This is a genomic window from Streptomyces incanus (assembly GCF_042656345.1).
In the GTDB taxonomy this organism is placed as follows: domain Bacteria; phylum Actinomycetota; class Actinomycetes; order Streptomycetales; family Streptomycetaceae; genus Streptomyces; species Streptomyces incanus.
The window spans coordinates 103,950-127,392 of sequence record NZ_JBHSPC010000015.1 but is presented as its reverse complement, the minus strand read 5'-3'; the positions used below and the strand labels follow the sequence as shown (position 1 = coordinate 127,392).

Annotated in this window: 21 protein-coding genes and 1 pseudogene; 13 read left to right on the top strand and 9 right to left on the bottom strand. The window is 70.0% G+C overall.

Annotated features, from left to right (window positions below; translation table 11 throughout):
- Positions 1 to 5: 5 nt before the first annotated feature.
- Positions 6 to 1,046 carry a WD40 repeat domain-containing protein gene (locus ACFP2V_RS06420; protein ID WP_381206734.1) on the bottom strand — a complete coding sequence of 347 codons (1,041 nt, stop codon included), beginning with the start codon at positions 1,044 to 1,046 and terminating at the stop codon, positions 6 to 8.
- Between the two features lie 88 nt (positions 1,047 to 1,134).
- Between ACFP2V_RS06420 and ACFP2V_RS06415 the strand changes: the two genes are divergently transcribed.
- From ACFP2V_RS06415 to ACFP2V_RS06400, 4 genes are all read left to right on the top strand, one after another.
- On the top strand, positions 1,135 to 1,812 hold the full coding sequence (locus ACFP2V_RS06415) for a GDSL-type esterase/lipase family protein (protein ID WP_381206731.1): 678 nt from the start codon (positions 1,135 to 1,137) through the stop codon (positions 1,810 to 1,812).
- A 721-nt stretch (positions 1,813 to 2,533) separates the two neighbouring features.
- Complete coding sequence (locus ACFP2V_RS06410; RefSeq protein ID WP_381206728.1) at positions 2,534 to 2,710, top strand: hypothetical protein; 177 nt, start codon at positions 2,534 to 2,536, stop codon at positions 2,708 to 2,710.
- Positions 2,711 to 2,816: 106 nt separating this feature from the next.
- The gene (locus tag ACFP2V_RS06405; RefSeq protein ID WP_381206725.1) at positions 2,817 to 3,242 is read left to right on the top strand and encodes a peptidase inhibitor family I36 protein; all 426 of its coding nucleotides are present in this window, start codon (positions 2,817 to 2,819) and stop codon (positions 3,240 to 3,242) included.
- Positions 3,243 to 3,484: 242 nt separating this feature from the next.
- A complete protein-coding gene (locus ACFP2V_RS06400; RefSeq protein WP_381206722.1) occupies positions 3,485 to 4,303 on the top strand; it encodes a hypothetical protein in 819 nt (272 codons plus the stop codon).
- Positions 4,304 to 4,350: 47 nt separating this feature from the next.
- Here the strand turns inward: ACFP2V_RS06400 and ACFP2V_RS06395 are convergent.
- Positions 4,351 to 4,512, bottom strand: a pseudogene (locus ACFP2V_RS06395) (glycosyltransferase family 2 protein); the annotation flags it as partial.
- Between the two features lie 156 nt (positions 4,513 to 4,668).
- On the opposite strand from ACFP2V_RS06395, the gene ACFP2V_RS06390 reads away from it, so the two are divergent.
- Both ACFP2V_RS06390 and ACFP2V_RS06385 read left to right on the top strand, forming a co-directional pair.
- Positions 4,669 to 5,121 carry a transposase family protein gene (locus tag ACFP2V_RS06390; RefSeq protein WP_381206719.1) on the top strand — a complete coding sequence of 151 codons (453 nt, stop codon included), beginning with the start codon at positions 4,669 to 4,671 and terminating at the stop codon, positions 5,119 to 5,121.
- 125 nt (positions 5,122 to 5,246) lie between these two features.
- Positions 5,247 to 5,756: a hypothetical protein gene (locus ACFP2V_RS06385; protein WP_381206716.1), complete on the top strand. Its 510-nt coding sequence runs from the start codon at positions 5,247 to 5,249 to the stop codon at positions 5,754 to 5,756.
- Position 5,757: 1 nt separating this feature from the next.
- Here the strand turns inward: ACFP2V_RS06385 and ACFP2V_RS06380 are convergent, their stop codons facing one another.
- Positions 5,758 to 6,234 carry a hypothetical protein gene (locus ACFP2V_RS06380; protein ID WP_381206713.1) on the bottom strand — a complete coding sequence of 159 codons (477 nt, stop codon included), beginning with the start codon at positions 6,232 to 6,234 and terminating at the stop codon, positions 5,758 to 5,760.
- A 234-nt stretch (positions 6,235 to 6,468) separates the two neighbouring features.
- Between ACFP2V_RS06380 and ACFP2V_RS06375 the strand changes: the two genes are divergently transcribed.
- Both ACFP2V_RS06375 and ACFP2V_RS06370 read left to right on the top strand, forming a co-directional pair.
- The gene (locus ACFP2V_RS06375; protein ID WP_381206710.1) at positions 6,469 to 7,056 is read left to right on the top strand and encodes a Uma2 family endonuclease; all 588 of its coding nucleotides are present in this window, start codon (positions 6,469 to 6,471) and stop codon (positions 7,054 to 7,056) included.
- 87 nt (positions 7,057 to 7,143) lie between these two features.
- The gene (locus tag ACFP2V_RS06370) at positions 7,144 to 8,136 is read left to right on the top strand and encodes an aldo/keto reductase (protein ID WP_381206706.1); all 993 of its coding nucleotides are present in this window, start codon (positions 7,144 to 7,146) and stop codon (positions 8,134 to 8,136) included.
- A 211-nt stretch (positions 8,137 to 8,347) separates the two neighbouring features.
- Here ACFP2V_RS06370 and thpR read toward each other — a convergent pair whose 3' ends face one another.
- Positions 8,348 to 8,920 carry an RNA 2',3'-cyclic phosphodiesterase gene (gene thpR / locus ACFP2V_RS06365; RefSeq protein ID WP_381206703.1) on the bottom strand — a complete coding sequence of 191 codons (573 nt, stop codon included), beginning with the start codon at positions 8,918 to 8,920 and terminating at the stop codon, positions 8,348 to 8,350.
- A gap of 113 nt (positions 8,921 to 9,033) precedes the next feature.
- On the opposite strand from thpR, the gene ACFP2V_RS06360 reads away from it, so the two are divergent.
- Entirely contained in the window at positions 9,034 to 9,621 is a 588-nt protein-coding gene (locus ACFP2V_RS06360) for a Uma2 family endonuclease (protein ID WP_381206700.1), read from the top strand.
- On the opposite strand, the gene ACFP2V_RS06355 is transcribed toward ACFP2V_RS06360, so the two are convergent.
- Positions 9,593 to 11,044 carry an MFS transporter gene (locus ACFP2V_RS06355; RefSeq protein WP_381206697.1) on the bottom strand — a complete coding sequence of 484 codons (1,452 nt, stop codon included), beginning with the start codon at positions 11,042 to 11,044 and terminating at the stop codon, positions 9,593 to 9,595. The two genes, ACFP2V_RS06360 and ACFP2V_RS06355, sit on opposite strands and share 29 nt — an antisense overlap.
- 32 nt (positions 11,045 to 11,076) lie before the next feature.
- A complete protein-coding gene (locus ACFP2V_RS06350; RefSeq protein WP_055596679.1) occupies positions 11,077 to 11,514 on the bottom strand; it encodes a MarR family winged helix-turn-helix transcriptional regulator in 438 nt (145 codons plus the stop codon).
- A 204-nt stretch (positions 11,515 to 11,718) separates the two neighbouring features.
- Between ACFP2V_RS06350 and ACFP2V_RS06345 the strand changes: the two genes are divergently transcribed.
- A complete protein-coding gene (locus tag ACFP2V_RS06345) occupies positions 11,719 to 11,901 on the top strand; it encodes a ribbon-helix-helix protein, CopG family (RefSeq protein ID WP_055573657.1) in 183 nt (60 codons plus the stop codon).
- Between the two features lie 59 nt (positions 11,902 to 11,960).
- Here the strand turns inward: ACFP2V_RS06345 and ACFP2V_RS06340 are convergent, their stop codons facing one another.
- Positions 11,961 to 13,412, bottom strand: a complete 1,452-nt coding sequence (locus ACFP2V_RS06340; protein ID WP_381206692.1) for an NCS2 family permease — start codon at positions 13,410 to 13,412, stop codon at positions 11,961 to 11,963.
- 216 nt (positions 13,413 to 13,628) lie between these two features.
- On the opposite strand from ACFP2V_RS06340, the gene ACFP2V_RS06335 reads away from it, so the two are divergent.
- Positions 13,629 to 13,979 (top strand): DUF2530 domain-containing protein, encoded by a 351-nt coding sequence (locus tag ACFP2V_RS06335; RefSeq protein ID WP_381207535.1) that lies wholly within the window; start codon positions 13,629 to 13,631, stop codon positions 13,977 to 13,979.
- Between the two features lie 133 nt (positions 13,980 to 14,112).
- Positions 14,113 to 16,551, top strand: coding sequence for an HAD-IC family P-type ATPase (locus ACFP2V_RS06330; protein WP_381206689.1), 2,439 nt, complete (start codon positions 14,113 to 14,115; stop codon positions 16,549 to 16,551).
- Between the two features lie 93 nt (positions 16,552 to 16,644).
- Here the strand turns inward: ACFP2V_RS06330 and ACFP2V_RS06325 are convergent, their stop codons facing one another.
- On the bottom strand, positions 16,645 to 17,424 hold the full coding sequence (locus tag ACFP2V_RS06325; protein ID WP_381206686.1) for a DUF5707 domain-containing protein: 780 nt from the start codon (positions 17,422 to 17,424) through the stop codon (positions 16,645 to 16,647).
- 266 nt (positions 17,425 to 17,690) lie between these two features.
- On the opposite strand from ACFP2V_RS06325, the gene nhaA reads away from it, so the two are divergent.
- Positions 17,691 to 19,583: a Na+/H+ antiporter NhaA gene (nhaA, locus tag ACFP2V_RS06320; RefSeq protein WP_381207532.1), complete on the top strand. Its 1,893-nt coding sequence runs from the start codon at positions 17,691 to 17,693 to the stop codon at positions 19,581 to 19,583.
- A gap of 172 nt (positions 19,584 to 19,755) precedes the next feature.
- Here nhaA and ACFP2V_RS06315 read toward each other — a convergent pair whose 3' ends face one another.
- Entirely contained in the window at positions 19,756 to 22,905 is a 3,150-nt protein-coding gene (locus tag ACFP2V_RS06315; RefSeq protein WP_381206683.1) for a sacsin N-terminal ATP-binding-like domain-containing protein, read from the bottom strand.
- Positions 22,906 to 23,443 lie beyond the last annotated feature (538 nt).

Here is a 23,443-nt window from a genome sequence, read left to right as displayed (position 1 = left end):
CCGGTTCAGCCCCGTCGGCGCCGTCGCCCCAGCCCGAACAGAGCTGCGCAGACGACGGCCGCGGCGACGACGGCACCGACCTTGACTCCGTCGCCGGAACCGGCACCGTCCCCCGAGCCCTCGCCTCCCGCCCGCGAGCCCCCGCCGGACGAGGACGTCGACCCCGAGCCGCCCCCGCCTGGCACCTCCCGGGACTCGACCGGGCTCTGCTCGCCCTCGCTCCCGTACATCAGCCGGGAGCCGTCGGCGGAGTAGCTGACGGACTCGCCCTGCCCCGCGAGCGGCACGCTGAGCCGCTCCTTGCGCTCGATCTTCCCGTCCGTCGCGTCGTCCCACGCGTACTGGATGCCGCCGAAGTACGACCGTACGGCGAGCTGCCGGCCATCGGGTGAGAAGGCGGCGTCGGTGGCCCACAGGTCGACGGGGGCGATCGGCCGGAAGACGTTGCCGCCCGAGGCGGAGAGTTCGGCGGGCCCCTCGTACAGGTGACCGCCCCCCTCCTTCTTGTCGATGAGGTAGACGCGCCCGGTCTTCGGATGCACGACGAGGGACTCGGCGTCGCGGGCCCCGTCGGAGTACGTCACGACGTACTGCGTGGCCCGCACACTCTGGTCACGCAGTTCCTTCGGCTCGGGCAGCTCGTAGATCCACACGTACGGCCAGGTGCCGCCGAGGTTGTCGCCGATGTCCCCGACGAAGATCCGGTTGTCCGGCCCGATGGAGATGGCCTCGACGTCCCGGGGGGAGCCGATTCCGGTGAGGGTGATCCGGGCGACGGTGTCGCCGGTCGCACTGTCGACGGCGTAGAGGTAGGGGCCGTCGTCGCTGTCGTTGTGGGTCCAGTAGACGCCGGGGTGGAGCCGGGAGGCGGCGAGCCCGCTGGACTCGGTGATCCGCGGGTCCTGAATCGTGAAGGAGTCGTTCCCGGCACCCGCCTCGTCGCCGTCGGCGGCCGCGGCGGGCACACCGAGCGCGCCCACGAGCAGAACCGGAGCGGCGAACAGGACGGCGGCGGCCGCGGCGAGCGGGGCGAGGGATCGGCGCATGCCCCAAGAGTGCCACCGCGCCGCGCAGTTCACGGCGGGTGGTCGGACTCACATCGCGGTGGCGGGGCGGATCGAGGATGATGACCGGATGCTCAGGTTCATGCCCGTCGGCGACTCGATGACCATCGGGAGCGCGGGTGAACACACCTGGCGCTACCGGCTGTGGCAGCACCTGTGCGCGGAGTACGGCGGCCCCTTCACCCTCGTCGGCCCGCGCGAGACGCTGCACGACCAGCAGACGGACTCCCCCACCTCGTACGCCTACGCCGACCCCGGCTTCCCGCGCGGGCACCTGGCCGGCTGGGGCGAGGGCTGGCACCACATGGTGCCGCTGATCGGCGAGGCCGTCCGGACCCTGCGCGCCGACGTGCTCCTGGTCTCCCTGGGCCTGATCGACCTCGGCTTCTACACGAACCCCGAGCAGACCGCGGACAACGTCCGCGCCTTCGTCGCGGAGGCACGCGCGGCCCGCCGGCGCGTCCGTCTGGTCCTGCTCCCGGTGATACCCAACGTCCGCGCGGAGGCCGACCCGGACTTCGCCGCCCAGGTCGCCCGCTTCAACGACCTCCTGGCGAAGACGGCCGTCGACCTGGACACCCCGGACTCCCCCGTCCTCCTGGCCGCCCTTCCGCCGACGTACGACATCCACGCCGACACGTACGACGGCACCCACCCCAACGCGAACGGCGAACACAAGATCGCGGAAGCCTTCGCGGAAGCGCTGTACCGGGGCTGGGAGCTGGGCGGGCCCTACGAGGCGACGTAGGCGCCCGTCCTGAGTGTCGTCCTCGGCCGACGTCCGGCGCGGCGCGTTCCGGCCGGCCCACGGCTCAGTGGTCGTCGCGGACGGTGGTCGCGATGCCGTTGCCGATCACGACCTCGGCGCTGAAGCCCTTCTTGGCGGCCGTCTCCAGTTCGGCCTCGGTGGGGTTCCAGTAGCCCTCGCCGAAAAAACAACGGAGTAGCCCCTGAACTGCGGTGATGGGCGGTTACCCGGTTTCAGCGGGCTCGCTGGCGACCTTGCTGAGGTGGCGGTAGAGGGTGTGTCAAGTTAACGGCTGGTCTTGGTTGTTGAGTGGTCAGTTGTTGCTCGGGGTGAGGCGGCCCTCGAAATGGCCCTGGGCCTCGGCGTTCACCACGAGCTGGAGGCGGCTCACCCAGCTTCCCACCGTCACCTGACAACCGGGAGCACCGCGACGAGGACCAGGAAGGAGGACACCCGCAATCCCGGGCCCGTGGAACCCGGCGCAGACCGCAGCGACACGCGATGGCCCCGCCCTCACACCGGCGAGGACAAACCAGGGCAAACAGCCGGCTACCTCAACGGCTCACCCGCTGAAGAATCGAGGTTGATGACGGTAACGCCACCTGAACAAGCCATTCATGATCCATTAACGGCCATTCACTTCTTGTGGGGACTGCGGCGCACAGTTGTTCGATGGTGAGATTGCTGCTGCTGATCCTCGCCAGGTGAGAAGGAGGCATATGTGAACGATAGGGCCGTTCTAGCCGCTGCGGGCACGGCGGCGATGACATCCGTGTCGGCGTTCTCCGGCAACTCCGCCGTCAGCTGGAAGGACCAGCAGCACGGCCTGGGCACCGTCTACCTGACGTACTGGACCGCTGGACACGGGCGCCACGAGGCGGACTTTCTACGTCAGTGATCCGGGGCAGAAAGGCAGCAATTTTCTACCCTGCTCCGAGCACTGGGCACCTTGCGCTGCCGCTTCTTTCGATCAGGTAATTCCACATCTCGTGAAGGAGAATTCCATGGACCTCCGGAACAAGGCCGCCGCTGGTGCGATAACCGCAGCAGCGCTTGGTTTCGGTCTCATGTTGGCCCCCGCTGCAGAGGCGGCCACCTGCCACAGCACCATCGGGGCGTGCATCTATTACAACTCCAACTTCGCGGGCGCCACCTTCTGGGACGGCGGCGGCAACAGCAACACCCCCGAAAACTACGGCGCGCCCAACTGGTACACCTTCTCGGGCGGTAACGGAGCCGGTGTGTACGTCAAGAACAACGCCGCGTCCGTTTACAACTTCGACACCAACTACAGCGTAACGATCTACTACAACTCAAACAACAGCGGGCCGAGCCAGTACATCAAGCGCGGGACCGGGGCCAACTTGAATGCCACGCTGAAGAACAACAACGCGTCTCAGTGCTTCGACTTCTACGCGAATTGCCCCTAGAGCCTCGGTGCAGGACCAGCCAAGGAGGTGACGGTGTCCTGCCGATCCTGGCGGGGCGCCGTCACCCCGCACGTCGTCAGAGCAACAGCGACAAAGGACGCCCCCGCATGGCCTCGGCACGCTCGACCACACTTGTGGTCTGCGCCCTACTTGCAACGCTGAGCAGTATGTCAACCGGTTGTACGTCGACGGCACCCACCGCCCCGGCTCAGCAGACAGCGACTCCTCCAAAGGTTGGCGGCGTGCCGGTGCTCGAAAATACTCACGATCAGCAACTTCCCATCGAAAAGTACCTAATCAGCCCGCAGGAGAACGGCCAAATCGAAAGCGCCAGATCAGCGCTCATGACGTCGTGCATGAAGCGATTCGGCTTCGACTTCCGACCGGCGACGCCAGACTACGGACAGAAACGGAATCAGACGTCCCATCGGTACGACCCGACCGACCTTGCCCTCGCCGCAACTCGCGGCTATCACGGCTCCCAGTCTCGGACGCAGAACGAAGCGCGTCCTTCCCGGAAACCGTTGTCGCCGGAGATGGAATCTGTACTGGGCCACGGCCTAGGGGCACCGGTCCCACCGGAATCGACCACTCCCCCGGCCGACCACGAGTACCGAGGCATCCCGATCCCGAAGGGCGGATGCATGGGAGAGGCGGAACAGAAGCTGACCGCAGGCGGTGGAATCATCCAGGATTCCCCTGTGGCGATCGATATCAACTTCAAGGGCTACGTGCGGTCCATGGCCGATGTCAGACTCAAAGCCGCATTTGCCAAGTGGTCAGCCTGCATGAAGGACAAAGGCTACTCCTACCCGACACCGGAAGCCGCGGTCAAAGACCCGGCTTGGAATTCTCTCAAACCATCAAGACGCGAGCTGGACACCGCTTCCGCGGACGTCACTTGCAAACGGCAGAACAACGTCGTGGGAACGTGGTTCGCCGTCGAAGCGGCCTATGAGGAGCGGGATATCCAGGCCGATATCAAGCGAATGACAGGCATCAGGCACAGCATCGATATCGCGATCAGGAACGCCGCCGCCGCGAAAGACAGCAGATCTTGACCAACTGATGAAGCGGAAATGAAGAGATCGAGCGATCATCGATCGCCTCAATCGACCGCCGCAGGCTGTCGCGACGCGATGACCTTCCTCGCCAGCGACTTGGGGCTCGTCAGGAAGCCCCAGCCCCACGCCATGTGCATGGTGGCGAGGGCGACCGGGATCCGGAGGCGGGCCTTGAGGGGCAGCCCCTTGCCCGCGGGAAGCAAACCGGGTCTTCGAAGTTGAGCGGTGCACTGGTTCGGCTTGCCGACGTGGCATCACGCTGTGTGGCGGATCGGATAGCTCGGCCCTGGACGCAAGGTGCACGTGGTCCTGCGTGATCATTTCTGTTCTCGACGCAGAACGATCATGCAGGAGCCACGGGCTTGCTCAACGATACGACGTTGCTGCTCGACCTCGACGGGGTGTCCGTCGCCCGAGTCGAGCGGCTGGCCGACGGGACACGCCGGGTTCACCTGGTCACGACCGATGACAGGGCCCGGGCATGCCCGGCCTGCGGGGTCTTCGCCACCCGGGTGAAGGGCTCGGCCGTCACCGGGCCCCGCGATATGCCGTACGGCGAGAGCGGCCTGGAGTTCCGCTGGCACAAGCGCCGCTGGTTCTGCCGGGAACCCGACTGCCCACGCCGGTCGTTCACCGAGCAGATCGGACAGGTACCGGCCGGCGCGCGGATCACCGCGCGGCTGCGCGGTGCCGCCGGGCGCCGGATACGCGATGCCGGGTCCACCGTCATCCAGGCCGCCCGTGACCTGCACCTGTCCTGGCCGACCGTGATGGACGCCTTCCGCGCCGCCGCCCGCGAGGACTCTGCTGCGTAATTCGCCGGTCCCGTAGGAACAGCCGCTCGGACCGCCGAGCATGGCCGCGTCGCCGCAGGTCGCGGAGTGCGGTCCCGCGACCCCGAGGAATTGGCAGCAGAGTCCGCGAGGTCACCAAAGCACCGTTGCCAGACGTGGAGGTGCTGGGTATCGACGAGACCCGGCGCGGACGGCCGCGCTGGGAACAGGCCCCTGCCACCGGAAAGTGGCGCCTGGTGCGGGACCGGTGGCACACCTGCTTCGTCGACGCGCTCGGCACCGGCGGGCTGCTGCGTGCCGCGGGCCGGCCGGCCCCGGAGGACCCGGACGGCAGCGATGACGAGGAGCTGTCCGGCCGTGCGAGCATCGCCGAGCGCCTGCAGGACGAGGTCGCGTGGGTCCGGCAGTGCGCGGAGTGGATCGACCACCTGGACAGCAGGCCGTACCCGCCGGCCGCCAACCTCCGCCCCGAGGGCGACTTCCCCGACACCTGCGCCGTGCCGATCCGCCTGCCAGGGTCGCGGCGATCCTGCGGCGCATCGCCTTCGACGTCGAGGAACTGGCTCGTGCCCGGTGTGTGGAGGAGCTGCAGGCGGCCAAGGTCGCCGACGACCCGCGCGCCGAACGGCGCCGCAGGATGGCCGAGCCGGGGCTGAGCTACGCCGAGTACTGCGACCGCACCAAAACGCCCTGGCGGTCCACGCAGCAGGGAGACCTCGCGTGGACCGCGTACCAGGCCGAACGTCGACGGCGTGGGGAGACCGACGAGGACCCCTTCGAGGCATACAACCCATTCCGCCAAGGTCGCCACTGACCAGTGAGGCCGAAGCGTTCAGGAAACTGAACGCCGTAGCGGTGCTCCCTGCTCGGATACTCCTCGGACCCCTCGGTGCACTCGGTGCCGCCCTGACCGCCCTCACCCGTGTCCGCGTCGCCGCAGATGTCGCCGTAGCCCCGGATCTCGGTGTCCTCGGCGACGAAGAACTGCTGCTCGACGCCCTTCGTGCCGGAGACCGTGTACTTGCCCGGCGCCAGGTAGGAGACGTTGCCGAACCAGGTTCCGTCGACACCCTTGCCCTTGTTGACGCCCTCGACGACGGTCTCGTCGGAGGTCGACGCGCCACCTTGCGTCACGCGGACGTGTGCGCCGTCTCCCCCGAAGCGCCGAGCACGTCGTGGCCGGGCACGTCGTGGCCGGGCACGTCGTGGCCGGGCACGTCGTGGCCGGGCACGTCGTACGAGGGCGGCGGGGTGACCGGTACGGTCCCGCTCCGGCATATGCGCTTCCTCCCGTGTCCCGGTCACCGTGCGTATCGTTGTACCGCGCGGCTGTGCTCGTCCATGGGGCAGCCGGGGAGGAGCGCCACGATGACCGTCGTAGACGACAGGATCGCCATGGCCGACGCCAACACGCAGCGCCTGGACGAGTGGTTCGAGCGGCTGGAGCGGATGCCCGTCCCCGAAGGATTCAGGGTCGAGATCGTCGGGGGCAACGTCCACATGACACCGCAGCGGGACACTCACTGGGGGATCATCCGGCGGGTCGTCCGGGCCGTCGAGGACAGGTTCGGGATGGACGTCATGGTCTTCTCGGACGTCCGTATCGACTTCCCCGGCCACGAGAACGGCTTCTGCCCGGATGTCGCGGTGCTCCGGGAGTCCGCGCGAAAGGACGACGAGGGCCGCTGGCGGTATCAGGACATCGAGTTCATCGCCGAAGTCATCTCCGAGGGCACGGCCGCCAACGACTACGGTCCGAAGAAGGCCGCCTACGCGACCGCCGAGGTCCCGCTGTATGTCATCGCCGATCCCTACCGGGCCCGGTGCTACGTCTACACCCATCCCAGGAACGGCGACTACACCACGCGGACGAAGGTGGACTTCGGCGACACCCTCGACCTGACCGGAACCGTCGCGGACCTGAAGCTCGGCACCGACGGTTTCCCCCGCGACTGACCCCGATCCCGTCCCCGAGCCCCCTCCCCGTTCCCGTTCCCGTTCCCGCTTGCCTGGAGCGCACTCCAGGCCGTTGGCTGGGTAACCATGAAGTACACACAGCTGGGACGCACGGGACTGAAGGTCGGCCGGCTCGTCCTCGGGACGATGAACTTCGGTCCGCAGACCGACGAGGCCGACAGCCACGCCATCATGGACGCGGCGCTGGACGCCGGGATCAACCTCTTCGACACGGCCAATGTCTATGGGTGGGGCGAGAACAAGGGCCGTACCGAGGAGATCATCGGCACCTGGTTCGCCAAGGGCGGCGAGCGGCGCGACAAGGTCGTGCTCGCCACCAAGGTGTACGGGAACATGGCCGCCGACGGCGAGGCGTGGCCCAACCACGACAAGCTGTCCGCCCTGAACATCCGGAGGGCCGTCGACGCCTCGCTGAAGCGGCTGCGGACCGACCACATCGACCTGTACCAGTTCCACCACATCGACCGCGACACCTCGTTCGACGAGATCTGGCAGGCCGTAGACGTCCTCGTCCAGCAGGGCAAGATCCTCTACGCGGGATCGTCCAACTTCCCCGGCTACAAGATCGCCCAGGCGAACGAGACCGCGGCCCGGCGCGGCGGGACCATCGGCCTGGTCAGCGAGCAGTGCCTCTACAACCTCGCCGAGCGCCGCGCCGAGATGGAGGTCATCCCGGCCGCGCAGGAGTACGGGCTCGGGGTCATCCCCTGGTCGCCGCTGCACGGCGGGCTGCTCGGCGGGGTGATCAAGAAGGAGGTCCAGGGAGGGCGCCGGGCCTCCGGACGGGCCGCCGACACCCTCGCCGACCCGGCCGCCCGCGCGCGGATCCAGGCGTACGAGGACCTGCTCGACAAGCACGGCGTCGAGCCCGGCGAGGCCGGGCTGGCCTGGCTGCTCACCCGGCCCGGGGTGACCGGCCCGATCGTCGGTCCGCGCACCGCCGAACAGCTGGCATCGGCACTGCGGGCGGTCGAGCTGGAACTGGGCGAGGAGCTGCTGGCCTCGCTGGACGAGATCTTCCCGGGCCCGGGACCGTCCCCGGAGGCCTTCGCCTGGTAGGACGGCAGGACGGGCAGGACAAGCAAGACGGGTAGCACACGGCCTGCTCCGGCGCCGGGCACGACAGGCGTCGAAGCGGCCGGCGTCCGCGCAGGCGGGCAGGGGGTGTCGCGGCTAACCGAGCGCCGACGCCACTGCCACCACGACGAACATCAATACGAGCGCACCGGCCATGATCCGGTTCCGGGTTTTCGGGTCCACGCCATCGAGCCTAACCGGCCGCCCCGAGCGGACAGCGCGCGACCACCTCGTAACGGGGCTGTTCGCCCGGCACGCCCGACCTCGGCAGGTGGCTGCGCACCAGCGCCGCCGCGTCCACCGTCCAGGTGCGGCTCCGGAACCCGGCCAGCTCCTCCAGGTACGGCTGCGTGTCGATGCCGGTGCCGCTGCGGGCCAGCGTCAGGTGGGCCTTGTAGCGGCGGTGCTCCCCCATCCCGACACCCGCCCTGCGCCCCGCCGCCTCGGCGCGCTCGGCGAGCAGGCGCAGGGTGTGCAGATCACCGTCCGCCCCGGCCCACAACGTCCTCCCGTGCCCGAACTGTCCGCCACCGCACAGGGCCAGCCCGAACGGCTCGGTCCGGGCCGCGGCCCGCTCCAGGCGCGCCGTCAGCCCGGGTACGAGATCGTCGTCGACCTCGCCGTAGAAGGCGACGGTGAAGTGCCGGCCGGGAGGCCCCGTCCAGCGCAGGCCCTCCGCACCGGGCAGCCGCCGCAACGCCTCGACTTCGACGGCGAGCTCACGGGACACGTCCTCGGGGAGCAGTACGGCGGCGAAGAGTCTCATGCGTCCAGTCTCACCGGGGAACGTATGTACGTCCGCGCGTGTCCTGGTCACCGTGCGTATCGTTGTACCGCGCGGCTGCGCGCATGGAGCGGCAGCCGGGGAGGAGCGCCACGATGACCGTCCTCGAAGACAGGATCGCGATGGCCGACACCGGAGACGAGCTCACGCTCGACACGATGTTCGAGTGGCTGGAGAAGTTGCCCATCCCCGAGGGTTACAAGACCGAGATCGTCGGGGGGCACATCTTCATGACGCCGCAGCGGGACACCCACTGGGAGATCATCGCGGACATCTACGATCAGCTGCGCGTGAGGCATCCCCGCAAGCGCCTCAAGTCCGACGTTCGCATCGACCACCCCGGATATCTCAACGGCTTTGCCCCCGATCTGGCCCTGATGGCCGAGGCCGCCACCAGGAACGACAGAGGACTCTGGCGCTGCGAGGACCTCGAGTTCATCACCGAGGTGATCTCCAGGAAGACCGCCGGCAACGACTACGGCCCGAAGAAGGACACCTACGCCGCCGCCGGCGTGCCGGTGTACCTGATCGTGGACCCGTACACCGGCGAGTGGCACCTGCACACCCTGCCGAAGGACGGCACGTACCACGGTGCCGTCACCTTCGGCTTCGGCGAGGAGATCGACCTGACCGGGACGGTCGTCGGCCTCGCCCTCAGGACCGACGAGTTCCCCCGCGACTGACCGCCCCCGCCGGTACGGCCGCCGCCGCCCCCACCGGTACGGCCGTCCCCGCCATGCCGTCCGGGCCGGTGCCTCCCGGGATGCGCGGCACGAACCGCATCCGCGGATGCCCGCCGTCCCAGCCGACCGCCAGGCGCAGATTGCCGACACGGGCCAGGATTCCGCCGATCACGGCGGCGGCGAGGGCGGCGATGGCACCGCCTACCGCGAGGCCGACACGGGCGCCGTAGGTGTCGGTGATCCAGCCGACGATCGGGGCGCCGACGGGCGCGCCGCCGAGGAAGACCATCATGTACAGGGCCATGACACGGCCTCGTACGGCCGGGTCGGTGGCCATCTGGATGCTGGTGTTGGTGGTGACGTTGACCGTCATGGCGAACAGGCCGATCGGGATCATGAGCAGGGCGAACAGCCACAGGGTGGGTGCCCCGGCCGCCACGACCTCCAGTCCGCCGAAGGCCATCGCCGCCAGGATCAGCAGCCGCAGACGGGCCGTGCCGCGCCGGGCGGCGAGCAGGGCGCCGGCCAGGGAACCGACCGCCATCAGCGTGTTGAACAGGCTGTAGACGCCCGCGCCCCCGTGGAAGACGTCGTCGGCGAAGGCCGAGAGGTAGACGGGGAAGTTGAACGCGAACGTGCCGATGAAGCCGACCAGGACGATCGGCCAGACCAGCTCGGGCCGGCCCGCGACATAGCGCAGCCCCTCCCGCAGCTGCCCCTTGCCGCGCGGGGACGGCGTGACGGCGTGCAGTTCGCGGGCCCGCATCATCATCAGGCCGGCCAGCGGCGCGATGAAGGACAGGCCGTTGAGCAGGAACGCCCAGCCCGTGCCGACGCCGGTGATCAGCAGGCCCGCGACGGCGGGGCCGACCAGCCGGGCGGACTGGAAGTTCGCGGAGTTCAGGCTGACCGCGTTCTGCAGCTGGCCGGGGCCGACGAGTTCCGCGACGAAGGACTGGCGGGCGGGGTTGTCGACCACTGTGGCCAGACCGGTGACGAAGGCCGCGACGTAGACGTGCCAGACCTCGACCTGTCCGGTGAGGGTGAGGGCGGCGAGCGCCAGCGAGGTGAGGGCCATCGCCGACTGGGTGACGAGCAGCGTGGGACGCTTGCGCAGGCGGTCGACGAGGACGCCGCCGTACAGGCCGAACAGCAGCATCGGCAGGAACTGCAGGGCCGTGGTGATACCGACGGCGGCCGAGGAGGCGGTGAGGGTGAGCACCAGCCAGTCCTGGGCGATGCGCTGCATCCAGGTGCCGATGTTGGAGACGACCTGGCCGATGAAGAACAGGCGGTAGTTCCTGACCTTCAGCGAGGAGAACATCCCGGACTTGCGGGTGCTCCGGTCCGGCGCTTCGGGGGCGGTCGGGGTGTCGTGGGTGTCAGGTGCGGGGGCGGAGTCTGCTCCGGATCCCGTACTCAAGGTTCGCCTCCTGGTGACAGCTGCTGGGTTTCCTAGATGTGCGCGAGCTTCTCCAGAACGGGGGCGGCGGCACGGAGCTTCGCCCACTCGTCCTCGTCGAGCTGCTCGGTCAGGGTGGCGAGGAAGGCGTTCCGCCTGCGGCGGCTCTCCTCGAGCATCGCCTCCGCCTGTTCGGTCTGCGTGACGACCTTCTGGCGCCGGTCGTCCGGGTGCGGCTCCAGCCGGACCAGCTCCTTGGCCTCCAGCAGCGCCACGATGCGGGTCATCGAGGGCGGCTGGACATGTTCCTTGCGGGCGAGTTCGCCCGGGGTGGCCCGGCCGCACCGGGCCAGGGTGCCCAGCACCGACATCTCGGTGGGGCTGAGCGACTCGTCGACGCGCTGATGCTTGAGCCGACGGGACAGGCGCATCACCGCGGATCGAAGGGCGTTCACGGCAGCTTCGTCGTCGCCCTGGCTGAGGTCCGGCATGTTATTTAGCATAACTCATTACCCTCGCTAAAGGACCGCTCGGGGCGAGCCCACGTCCCACCGGTCGCCATGGCGTCGGCCACTCATGCGCGGAACCGCTCGGTCGAACCGCTCGGTCAAATCGCTCACTCGAATCACTCATACGGGTGATCCCTGCGTGGATGCGGGCACGCCGAGCCGGGATGTGCGGCAACGCTCATGTCCATGGGGACCGACGTACTCAGCCTGCGCATGGACCACGAGCTGCTCGAACGGCTCCGACAGCATGCCGCCAAACGCGGAATGAGCGTCCAGGACTATGTCGTCCAGACGCTCATTCGCGATGACTTCGACCAGCGGTTCCAGACCGCCGTCGAGGAGACGGAGAAGTTCTACGACGTCACCTGAGCCGCAGCGCTGAGCCGCAGCGCTGAGCCGCAGCGCTTCCCCCGCCGGGTCGGGTCCGATCAGGTCAGGCCCAGCGCCGGCATCAGGTAGTAGAAGGCGAAGACCGCCGACACCACGTACAGCGGCACCGGCACCTCCTTGCCGCGCCCGGCCGCCAGGCGCAGCACCACGAAGGTGATGAAGCCCATGCCGATGCCGTTGGTGATCGAGTAGGTGAACGGCATCATCACCATGGTCACGAAGGCCGGGATGGCGATGGTGTGATCCGCCCAGTCGATCTCCTTGATCGAGCCCGCGAGGATCAGGAAACCGACCGCGAGCAGCGCCGGGGTCGCCGCCTGCGACGGGACCATGGTGGCGATGGGCGTGAGGAACAGCGCGACGGCGAAGAGCGCGCCGGTGACGACGTTGGCGAAGCCGGTGCGCGCGCCCTCGCCGACACCGGCGGTGGACTCCACGAAGGCGGTGGTGGCGGAGGCGGAGCTGGCGCCGCCCGCGGCGACCGCGACACCGTCGATGAACAGGACCTTGTTGATGCCGGGCATCTGGCCCTCACCGTCGGTCAGCTTGGCCTCGTCGGAGACGCCCATGATCGTGCCCATCGCGTCGAAGAAGCACGACAGCAGCACGGTGAAGACGAACAGGACGCCGGTCAGTATGCCGACCTTCTCGAAACCGCCGAACAGGCTGACCTCGCCGATCAGGCCGAAGTCGGGGGTGGAGACCGGGTTGCCGGGCCAGGTCGGGTCCGTCAGGCCCCAGGAGGGGATGTCGGCCACGGCGTTGATGATCATGGCGAGAACGGTCATCGCGACGATCGAGATGAGGATCGCGCCGGGCACCTTGCGCATGATCAGCGTCAGCGTCAGCAGCGCGCCGAGGATGAAGACGAGAACCGGCCAGCCGATGAGGTGACCGTCGCTGCCGAGCTGCAGCGGCACCGTGGTGTTCGCGGCGTCCGGCACGCGGGAGATGAACCCGGAGTCGACGAGGCCGATCAGCATGATGAACAGGCCGATACCGATGGCGATGGCCTTGCGCAGGCCGTGCGGGACGGAGTTCATCACGCGCTCGCGCAGACCGGTGGCGACCAGCAGCATGACGACGAAACCGGCCAGCACCACCATGCCCATGGCGTCCGGCCAGGACATGCGCGGGGCGAGCTGGAGCGCGACGACCGAGTTCACGCCGAGACCGGCGGCCAGCGCGATCGGCACGTTGCCGATGACGCCCATGAGCAGCGTGGTGAACGCCGCCGTCAGGGCGGTCGCGGTGACCAGCTGACCGTTGTCGAGCTGGTTGCCGTACATGTCCTTCGCGCTGCCCAGGATGATCGGGTTCAGCACGATGATGTAGGCCATCGCGAAGAAGGTGGCGAATCCGCCACGTATCTCGCGGGGCAGGGAGCTGCCCCGCTCGGAGATCTTGAAGTAGCGGTCCAGTGCGCCGGAGCCGGGGCCGGGCCCCGGCTGATCGGGCATCGGAGCCTTGGCGGGGGCCGACGTGGACATACGAAACCTCATCGCCGGCGGGCCTCAACCAAAGCCCTTTGGCGTTTTCTACGAACAGAAGCGGTCAGAGACAAACGGATTCAGTATGAACATATAACGACGCCCCCGCTATCTCCGCGCGTAGACGAGTGAGGATGGCGGGGACGCGGCGGACGTCACACCTTCCGTTCCTCGTAAGCTGTCCGCATGGCCGCTTTCTTCTCGGGTCTCTCCGACATCGTCAAGGGGACCCCCAAGCACGAGGCACCGGAGCCCCTCGAGGGCCCCGTGGTCGCCACCATCGTCGGCGGCACGATCACCTGGTTCGCCCTCTTCCTGGTGCAGCTTCCGTTCTACGGCTGGTTCGACGACCGCGGCCACGCCTGGTGGCTGTGGACCTGCCTGGCCGGCGGCGGGCTCGGCTTCATCGGCATCTGGTACGTCCGCCGGCGCGACGCGGCGATCAAGCGCGCGCAGGCGACGCAGGCCGCGCAGACCTTGGAGGCCGTGGACGCCGCGGATTCCGCCTCCGGGATCCCGGAGGCGGAATCCCTCCGCGGTCCCTCCCCCACCCTCTCGGCCGACTGACGGCCCGGTCGGTCGACCAGTCGGTCGGCCGACCGCAACTCCCGTACGACCACGGACCCACACCCCCTACCCAGGTCGGATCTTCGGCGCATCCGGTGGGTGAAGCCCTTCCGGCCCACGTACCGTCATCTGCATGACCCCTCTCGACGCGGACACGCGGACCGACGCCGCGCGTCCTGCCTCCCTGACATCACCGGTGACCGGCCTGACCTCCGCCCAGGTGGCGGAGCGGGTGGTCCTCGGGCAGGTCAACGACGTGCCGGTGCGCAGCAGCCGGTCGCTGGCCGAGATCGTCCGCGCGAACGTCTTCACCCGGTTCAACGCGATCATCGGCGTCCTCTGGGTGATCATGCTGGGTGTCGCGCCCATCCAGGACAGCCTGTTCGGCTTCGTGATCCTCGCCAACACCGGGATCGGCATCATCCAGGAGTGGCGGGCGAAGAAGACCCTGGACTCCCTGGCCGTGATCGGCGAGGCACGGCCGACGGTGCGCCGGGACGGGGTGAGCGCCGGGATCGGCACCTCGCAGATCGTGCTGGACGACCTGATCGAGATCGGGCCGGGTGACAAGGTCGTCGTCGACGGGGTGTGCGCGGAGGCCGACTCGCTGGAGATCGACGAGTCGCTGCTCACCGGCGAGGCCGACCCCGTGGTCAAGCAGCCGGGTGACCAGGTCATGTCCGGAAGTTTCGTGGTCGCGGGCAGCGGCGCCTTCCAGGCGACCAGGGTGGGGCGCGAGGCGTACGCGGCGCAGCTCGCCGAGGAGGCGTCCCGGTTCACGCTGGTCCACTCCGAGCTGCGCTCGGGCATCTCCACGATCCTCAAGTACGTGACGTGGATGATGATCCCGACCGCGACCGGACTGATCATCAGCCAGCTGTTCGTCAAGGACGCCGAGCTGAAGAACTCCATCGCCCGCACGGTCGGCGGGATCGTTCCGATGGTGCCCGAAGGGCTGGTGCTGCTCACCTCGGTGGCCTTCGCGATCGGGGTCATCCGGCTGGGCCGCAAGCAGTGCCTGGTGCAGGAGCTGCCCGCCATCGAGGGACTGGCCCGCGTCGACACGGTCTGCCTGGACAAGACCGGCACCCTCACCGAGGGCGGCATGAACGTCACCGAGCTGCACCTGCTCGACACCGGCACCGGCACCGGCACCGAGACCGGCACCGGCGAGGCGTACGTCCGGAACGTGCTCGGCGCCCTCGGCGTCTCCGATCCGCGGCCGAACGCCTCGCTCCAGGCGATCACCGAGGCCTACCCCGCCCCCGGTGACTGGCGGCGCACCGACGCCCTGCCCTTCTCCTCCGCCCGCAAGTACAGCGGTGCCGCCTTCGCCGAGGGCGACGGGGCCGCCTCTCCCGCCTCCCCCGCCTCCACCTGGCTGCTCGGCGCGCCCGACGTCCTGCTCGACGCCGACGACCCTGCCCTGGCCCGTACGGGGCGGCTGAACGAGCAGGGTCTGCGGGTACTGCTCCTCGCCCGCACCGAGCGGGCCCTGGACGACCCCGGGGTCGCCGTCGGTGTCCGCCCCACCGCGCTGGTGGTGCTGGAGCAGCGGCTGCGGCCGGACGCCGCGGACACGCTGGCGTACTTCGCCGAGCAGGACGTCGACGCCAAGGTCATCTCCGGCGACAACGCGGTGTCGGTCGGCGCGGTCGCCGGGAAGCTCGGGCTGACGGGGACCGTCGTCGACGCGCGCGGGCTGCCCTCCGAGCCGGAGGCGATGGCCGGGGCGCTCGACGAGGGCACCGTGTTCGGGCGGGTCACCCCGCAGCAGAAGCGGGACATGGTGGGCGCGCTCCAGTCCCGCGGGCACACGGTCGCGATGACCGGCGACGGGGTCAACGACGTCCTGGCCCTGAAGGACGCCGACATCGGGGTGGCGATGGGCTCCGGTTCCGAGGCCACGCGGGCGGTCGCGCAGATCGTGCTGCTCAACAACAGTTTCGCCGCGCTGCCGTCGGTGGTGGCCGAGGGGCGGCGGGTGATCGGCAACATCACCCGGGTCGCGACGCTGTTCCTGGTGAAGACCGTCTACTCGGTGCTGCTCGCGGTGCTGGTGGTGTGCTCGCAGGTGGAGTACCCGTTCCTGCCACGCCATCTGACACTGCTGTCCACGCTCACCATCGGCGTCCCCGCGTTCTTCCTGGCCCTCGCCCCGAACAAGGAGCGGGCGCGGCCGAACTTCGTACGGCGGGTCATGCGGTACGCGATCCCGGGCGGCGTGCTGGCCGCGCTGGCGACCTTCACCACGTACCTGCTGGCCCGCCACCACTACAGCGGCGAGGGCGCGCTGGAGGCGGAGACGAGCGCGGCGACGCTGACGCTGTTCCTGATCTCGATGTGGGTGCTGGCGATCATCGCCCGCCCGTACACGTGGTGGCGGATCGGGCTGGTGGCGGCGATGGGCGCCTGCTTCCTGCTGGTGCTGGCCGTGCCGTGGCTCCAGGAGTTCTTCGCGCTGAAGCTGGTCGGACTGACGATGCCGTGGGCCGCGGTCGGCATCGCGGTGGCGGCGGCGGCCACCCTGGAGGTTCTGTGGAAGTGGGTGGACCGGCGCTTTCCCGCTTAGCGCCCGGCCCGGCGGGCGAGCACCCGCCTCGTGCCGACGCGGCCCCACGCCTCTGAGAGGCGTGGGGCCGCGTGACCGGTTGTCCGGGGTGGCTTACTTCACGTCGACGAAGTCGCCGGCGGCGTTGACGGCCGGGGTGGTCGAGGTGCCCGCGAAGGAGTACCGGAAGTAGCCGTCGACGGAGGCCTTGACGGTGGTCTTCAGGTTGCCCGTCGAGTTGGACTTGATGGTCTTGACGGTGGTGTAGGTGCTGGAGCTCTTCTTGCGGAACTGCAGCTTCACGGACTGGGCGCTGTAACCGGCGTACTTGCCGGTCTCCCAGTTGGCCCGCGACAGCTTGCCGGTGACGGTGATCGTCTTCCCCTTCTTCACGGGCTCGGGGGAGGCGTCGACGGTCAGCTTCGAGGCGCGCTGCACGGAGAAGCTCTTGGCGTTCTCCTTCTCCATGTAGTCGTCGTCCTTGGCCGCGGCGACGATCCACACCTTCCAGGTGCCGGCGACCGAGTTGATGAGGTTGTCCCGCTGCTTCAGGGTGAAGGTGGCCTTGCAGGTCGACTTGGTGGCGTCGACCTTGGTGCACTTGGCACGGCCGTCGCTGCTGTCGGCGAGGGCACCGGTCTCGGACTTCTCGATGGAAGCGCCGCGGTACAGGATGGGATGGGCCCAGGCGATGCCCGAGTTGTCGGTGGCGGTGAAGGTGAGGGTGACCTTCTTCGCTTTCGTGGCGTCGACGACGACGGCCTTGCCGCCGTTGACCACCACGTTGGAGATCTTCGTGTCCCCGGCGGAGTCGTCGGCCTGCGCGGCCGGCGCGGCGAAGGCGGACAGGGCCAGGGCGCCGGATACCACGGCGACGGTGGTGCGAATACGCATGCGTTCTCCACGTGGAGAAAGGGGCCCAGGGGTCGACGTTTTTGGGTACGTCACCCAACGGCTCGTCGTCACACCCGGGACCTGAGTGACCATGGAGTCTGTTGACTCACGTGATCAGATGCGGAGCGCCACCGAATGGTTGTACGAGAATTGGAAAACATGTGGAGAAACTTTAAAAATCAGCGACCGGACCGTAGCGCCATCCCCCTCACCTCCCGCCTGCCTGCCACGGCCAGGGGCCGGACCGGGGCGGTGAGCCCCTGATGATGCTGCGCGCGAAGAAGTCCGAGGACTCCCAGTCCCGGTCGCGGAGGAGCGAGCTGGCGGCCCAGCTGTCCACCCCGGTCCGCAATTTCATGGCGACCGAGGCGGGCAGCGCGGGCCTGCTCCTGGTGGCTGTGGCGGTGGCCCTGATCTGGGCGAACTCGTCCTGGTCGGATGCGTACACCTCCCTCTGGCACACCGACCTCTCCCTCTCCCTCGGCAACGCCGAGCTGTCGATGAGCCTGGAGCACTGGGTCAACGACGGGCTGATGGCCCTGTTCTTCTTCGTCATCGGCCTCGAGGTCCGCTACGAGGTCTCCGTGGGCGAGCTGAACAGCCGCAGCCGGATCATGATCCCGGCCCTCGCCGGGATCGGCGGCATGGCCGTGCCCATCCTGCTGTACCTGGCGATCGCGCCCGGGGGCGAAGCCGCCGGGGGCTGGGGTGTCGTCATCGGCACCGACACCGCGTTCATGCTGGGCGCGCTCGCCGTGGTGGGCCCGCGGTTCGTCACGCAACTGCGCGTCTTCCTGCTGGCCATCACCGTCATCGACGACATCGTGGCCGTCACCGTGATCGGCGTGGTCTACTCCGGCAGCATCAGCGTGCCGGCGCTGATCGTCGCGCTCGTCCTGGGCGTGGTCCTGGCCGCGCTGACCCGCTTCGGCGTCTGGCATGCGGCCCCGTACGTCCTGATCGTCCTCGTGATGTGGCTCGCCACCCTCGATGCCGGCCTCCACGCCTCCATCGCCGGCATGCTCGGCGGTCTCCTCATCCCCGCCCGGAGCCCGTCGCGGGAAGGGGTGGAGCAGGCCGCGCGGCTCTTCCGCGCCTTCCGCCAGTCACCCCTCGCGGGCGTCGGCAAGACGGCACGCAAGGGGCTCCAGCAGGCCGTCTCCGTCAACGAGCGGCTCCAGACGGTCCTCCACCCGTGGTCCAGCTACGTCATCGTCCCGGTGTTCGCGCTGGCCAACGCCGGTGTCGACCTGCGCAACGGCGTCCTGACCAACGCCCTGACGTCCGCCGTCACCTGGGCCGTGGTCGTCGGTCTCGTCGTCGGCAAGCTCCTCGGCATCTGGGGCGGCGCCCGGCTCGGCACCTGGGCCGGCCTCGGGAAGCTCCCGACGGGGGTGGGGCCGGGCCATGTCCTGGGCGGCGGCGTGCTGTCCGGGATCGGGTTCACCGTCTCCCTGCTGATCGTCGGACTCGCCTTCGACGACCCGGCCATCCGCGCCGAGGCGACCGTCGGTGTCCTGCTCGCGGCCGTGTTCTCCACCGTCCTCGGCTGGCTGGTGTTCCATCTGGCCGCCGTCCTGCGCGGCGAGACGGACGCGGACCTGCCCCGCTACCTGGACCGCCCGGTCGACCCGGAGACGGACCACATCCTCGGCCCCCCGGACGCACCCCTCACCCTGGTGGAGTACGGCGACTTCGAGTGCCCCTTCTGCGCCCGCGCCACCGGCGTCACCGCGGAACTGCGGCAGCGTTTCGGCGACCGGTTCCGCTACGTCTTCCGGCACCTGCCGCTGCCCGACGTGCACCCGCACGCCGAACTCGCCGCACGGGCGGCCGTCGCCGCCGGCTACCAGGACCGCTTCTGGGACATGCACAAGATGCTCTACGAGCACCAGGACGAGCTCGAGTACGAGGACACCATCGGCTACGCCGCCGACCTCGGACTCGACGTCGAGAAGTTCCTCCGCGACCTCGAGGACGAGAAGACGGCCGCCCGGGTCCGGGCGGACGCCGCCAGCGCCGAGGCCAGCGGTGCCCGCGGCGCGCCGACGTTCTTCATCGGCAACCGCCGGCACACCGGCCCGTACGACGCGGTGACGCTCGCCCACGAGCTGGAGGAGTTCGCCCAGGCGTCCGGCGCGCAGGCGCCCACGAAGTAACCGGACCGTCCGCCGTCGACGGGTGGGCCGGGGCCGAGCCGGCCCCGGCCCACCCGCTCCGGTCAGTCGAACCAACGATCCCGGGCCGGCCCCCACCCCGACCCTGGACGAATCCTCCAGCAGCGCCGCGACCTCGAACCGACGCGGCCACTCCCGGGCCCACCCGCTTCGGTCAGTCGAACCAACGGTCCCGGGCCAGCTCCCCGGTCCTGGACGAATCCTCCAGCAGCGCCGCGACCTCGAACCGACGCGGCCACTCCCCGGCCGCCCAGGCCAGCCCGGCGGCGACCCCCTCCAGGGTGGCCGCGTGCAGCACGCCGTCGCGGGTCAGCCGCCAGTCGATCTCCACACCGTCCACGACGAGTTCCTCGTGCTCGACGTACGTGGCGGGGGTGTCCGCCCCGAGCAGCATCCGCACCGACTCCGGTACGTCGTGTTCGGTGCCCTCGGTGTCGACCTCCCCCGTGACGGATTCGCTCAGCCGCCGCACCTGGAACAGTTCGGCCAGCTCGGCGGCGCGCGCGGGGCGGACGGGCAGCAGGGCCACGCCCTCGGTGAACGGCAGCAGGTCGGGCGAGTCGACGACCACCGCGTCGGCGGCGTCGACCACCTCGACCCGGCCGTCGATCACCGCGCGCAGCTCGTCCGGCAGGGTCACCCGCTCCGGGTCCAGGTCGGCCAGCGCCCCGTAGAGGGCGTGCAACTGGCCGGAGGTGACCTCACGGTCGGGGTCGGCGAGGCGGTCGAGGAGTTCGGCGGCGCCGCCCGGTTCGTCGAGCAGCGCGGACACGGACGTACGGACGCCGAGGGCCCGCAGCACCTGCTCGTCCTCGAAGCCGGTGGCGTCGGCCTCGTCGTACAGGCCGCGCAGCAGCGGGTCGCTCCCGGCGGCGCGCAGACCGGCCGGGCGGCGGCCGCCGAGCACCGGGTGCCCGCGCAGCCACCACGCGGTGTAGGGGCGTACGACCTCGTGGGTGCCGTCCGGCAGCAGGACGCGGACCGGCTGGGTGAGCGCGTCGCGCAGCGGCGGGCGGGCGAGCAGGGCGAGGGCGCGGGGCCACTGGTCGTCGTCCACGAGGTCGAGGTCGCGGACGGCGACGAGTTCGGTGGCGACGGGCGGCACCGGGCTGTCGGGGAAACGGTCGAGGACGTCCTCGCTCCACACGTCCACCGCGTCCAGCAGACCCACGTCGTCGGGCTCGGCGAAGTCCCCTTCGCGGGGCTCGAGTTCGTCCGGGTCGAGGACGACGTCGGTGGCGCGGACGAGGACGAAGTCGACCAGCACGCCGCAGGCGGCCAGCGGGGCCTCGCCCCACTTCCGTGCCAGCTCGGCGTCCACGGCGGCGAGTTCGTCCTCGCGCATGACCTGGGCGAAGGGGCCGCCGGGGAAGACCAGTTCACAGGCCGGGGAGAGTTCGCCGTCCTCGTCGGGCAGCGCGAGGGCGCCCAGCCACGGCTCATCACCGGGTTCGAGATCCGCGTCGCGCACCAGTCCGAGCACGGTGTCGGCGAGTTCTTCGGCGTCGGGCGCCTCGTCCTCCCAGTTCAGGGGCCCCTCGTCGTCCAAGGAGGCGGCGACGGCGGCCCGCACCTGCGGGGTGGTGAGCACCGCGCGCGGAGTCGCCGGGAGGGCGCCGAGCTTCTCCAGCAGGGGGTGCGCGGCGTCCGGGTGGGCGACCTTGAGGCCGAGCCGGGCCAGCGTCGCGGGGTCGATCCGGACGGCCTCGGCACCGGGCAGCAGCACCTGCCGGGGTCCGGTGGCGGTGCGCCCGTCGGCCAAGGGCACCGGCAGCCCGGAGAGCCGGTCCGGGTCGACGCCGGCGAGGCTCTCGTACAGCCGCCGCCACCAGTCGGGCGACTTCTCCAGCCCGGCCAGCCGGTCGATCGCGTCGGCCAGCGAAAGGCGGGCCACGCCGAGCGTGCGCAGTTCGGCCCGCCGTTCGAGCCCGGCGGGCAGGAGGGTGGGCAGCACCTCAGAGAGCACCCGGACCGTGTCCGCCCCGGCGCCCTCGACGACCTCGGCGTCCCGGGGCCGCAGCGACTCGGGCAGATCGGATTCCGTGCCCTCCTCGTCCCCCTCGTCCCGCCCGCCCCGCTCGACGGCGGGCGGCAGGAACGAGGTCCGCGGAAGCCGCCCGAGAACGGCCTGTCGCAACGCGCCGTCCAGCTCGCCCCGGCCGAGCGGACCGGGCACGAGGCCGATGATCCCGGCGGTCACCGGACGCCAGTCGGCGAGAAGCTCGGTGTAGGCGTCGGCGGCGCGCTCCACCAGGAAGTCGGTGAGCGGCCCGGGGGCGGTGTGCCGGCGGGTGGAGTCCAGCGGGAAGGAGGCGATGAGCAGGGCCGGGACGCCCAACGGCTCCTCGCTCGGCGTCGGCGCGTGCACGACCGGGCTGGTGCGGGGCCGGGCAGGGGTGCCGTCGGAGTCCACCGGCACGGCCCACGTCACCGACCAGTGCGGGCGCAGCCGCTCCTCGATCGGCCGGTCGGCGAGCAGGTCCGCGGTGAGCGGCCCGTGCGCGGCGACGGTACGCCAGCGGGTGGTGCCGTCCCGCGAGTCCTCGATCACGGTGAGCGCGCCGTCGCTGCCGCGCCGCACGGTGCGGGGCGGGGCGTCGCCGATCTCGACGACGACCTCCTCCAGACCGGGCAGCGCGAGCAGCAGAGCGTCGTCGACGGCGTGCAGCAGCCGCTCGGCCAGATCGGCGGCGGCCGTGTCGCGCAGCGGCAGGATGACGGCGGTGTCGTACGGCTCGGGGGCGGTGCCCTCGGCGGTGAACGGGAGACGCAGCAGCGGCACGTGTCCGTCACGCCGGCGGATCTCCTCCCCCAGCCCGGCACTGCCCCCGGCGCTCTCCTCGGCCAGCCCGCGCGCCTCGGCGAGCGACCAGCGCACCCCGCCGTGCCGGCCGACGACGGCGGGCTCGTCGGTGACGGCGAGGACGGCGGCGAAACCGACCCCGAACCGCCCCACGGCCCGGTCGGGAGTGTCCCGCTTGGCGGAGGCCCGCAGCGTGGACAGCGACTCGACCCCGGCCGCGTCCAGCGGGGCACCGGTGTTGGCGGCGACGAGCACCCCGTCACGCAACGTGAGCCGGAGCCGCCCCGGCGCCCCCGCGCGGGCCGCGGCGTCGGCCGCGTTCTGCGCCAGCTCGACGACGAGACGGTCCCGGTATCCGCCGAGGACGAGGTCCTCCTCGGCGTTGGCATCCTCACGGAACCGTGCGGGACCGGCGGCCCAGGCATCCAGCACCCCGCGCCGCAGCCGCGCCGTACCGAACGGGTCCGCGCCCTCGGCAGCGGGCCGTACGAACATGCTCACGGTCACTCTCCTCATTGCCCCTGATAGGCGTGAGGTCGAAGGTACCGCGCCACCCGCCTCCGGCGAGAAGAGCATGCTCACCACCGGCCCCGTACCGGCGATGGCGCTGCTGCGGGAACCAGGCCGACGTCCTGAACCCGTGGCCCCGACGTGGTGGGGCCGGAGGCGGATACCTTGCTGAAAAGCGTGAGCAGTCGGCGACCAAGTGACACTTGAGTGCTCAAACGAGCACCATCAGAACAGTGACAATCAAAGTGCTCACGCTTTTGGGACGATGTGTCACGCCCGGAGCGCGGGCACCCGGCCCGGCACCGCACACGGCGAGGCCGCTCCCCTCCAGCCGGTCACAGAAAAGCGCCCGCACGATCACCTCACCAGCCCCGACACGGCTGAACACCCCGTCACCATCGCGCCGGCAACCAGGACAACACTGGACAGCCCTCGGGCATCGACCGTAAGCATTCGCTGGATGGCTCACAGCGGGCCGCCCGGTACTTCACTGTGGGTGACGTGCAAGGACAAGCAGCCACCACTCGCA

Bases quoted from the DNA above. Each gene is read 5' to 3' on its own strand.
- ACFP2V_RS06420 (WP_381206734.1), bottom strand. From the start codon at position 1,046: ATGCGCCGATCCCTCGCCCCGCTCGCCGCGGCCGCCGCCGTCCTGTTC.
- ACFP2V_RS06415 (WP_381206731.1), top strand. From the start codon at position 1,135: ATGCTCAGGTTCATGCCCGTCGGCGACTCGATGACCATCGGGAGCGCG.
- ACFP2V_RS06405 (WP_381206725.1), top strand. From the start codon at position 2,817: ATGGACCTCCGGAACAAGGCCGCCGCTGGTGCGATAACCGCAGCAGCG.
- ACFP2V_RS06375 (WP_381206710.1), top strand. From the start codon at position 6,469: ATGACCGTCGTAGACGACAGGATCGCCATGGCCGACGCCAACACGCAG.
- ACFP2V_RS06370 (WP_381206706.1), top strand. From the start codon at position 7,144: ATGAAGTACACACAGCTGGGACGCACGGGACTGAAGGTCGGCCGGCTC.
- thpR (WP_381206703.1), bottom strand. From the start codon at position 8,920: ATGAGACTCTTCGCCGCCGTACTGCTCCCCGAGGACGTGTCCCGTGAG.
- ACFP2V_RS06360 (WP_381206700.1), top strand. From the start codon at position 9,034: ATGACCGTCCTCGAAGACAGGATCGCGATGGCCGACACCGGAGACGAG.
- ACFP2V_RS06350 (WP_055596679.1), bottom strand. From the start codon at position 11,514: ATGCCGGACCTCAGCCAGGGCGACGACGAAGCTGCCGTGAACGCCCTT.
- ACFP2V_RS06345 (WP_055573657.1), top strand. From the start codon at position 11,719: ATGGGGACCGACGTACTCAGCCTGCGCATGGACCACGAGCTGCTCGAA.
- ACFP2V_RS06340 (WP_381206692.1), bottom strand. From the start codon at position 13,412: ATGTCCACGTCGGCCCCCGCCAAGGCTCCGATGCCCGATCAGCCGGGG.
- ACFP2V_RS06330 (WP_381206689.1), top strand. From the start codon at position 14,113: ATGACCCCTCTCGACGCGGACACGCGGACCGACGCCGCGCGTCCTGCC.
- ACFP2V_RS06325 (WP_381206686.1), bottom strand. From the start codon at position 17,424: ATGCGTATTCGCACCACCGTCGCCGTGGTATCCGGCGCCCTGGCCCTG.
- nhaA (WP_381207532.1), top strand. From the start codon at position 17,691: ATGCTGCGCGCGAAGAAGTCCGAGGACTCCCAGTCCCGGTCGCGGAGG.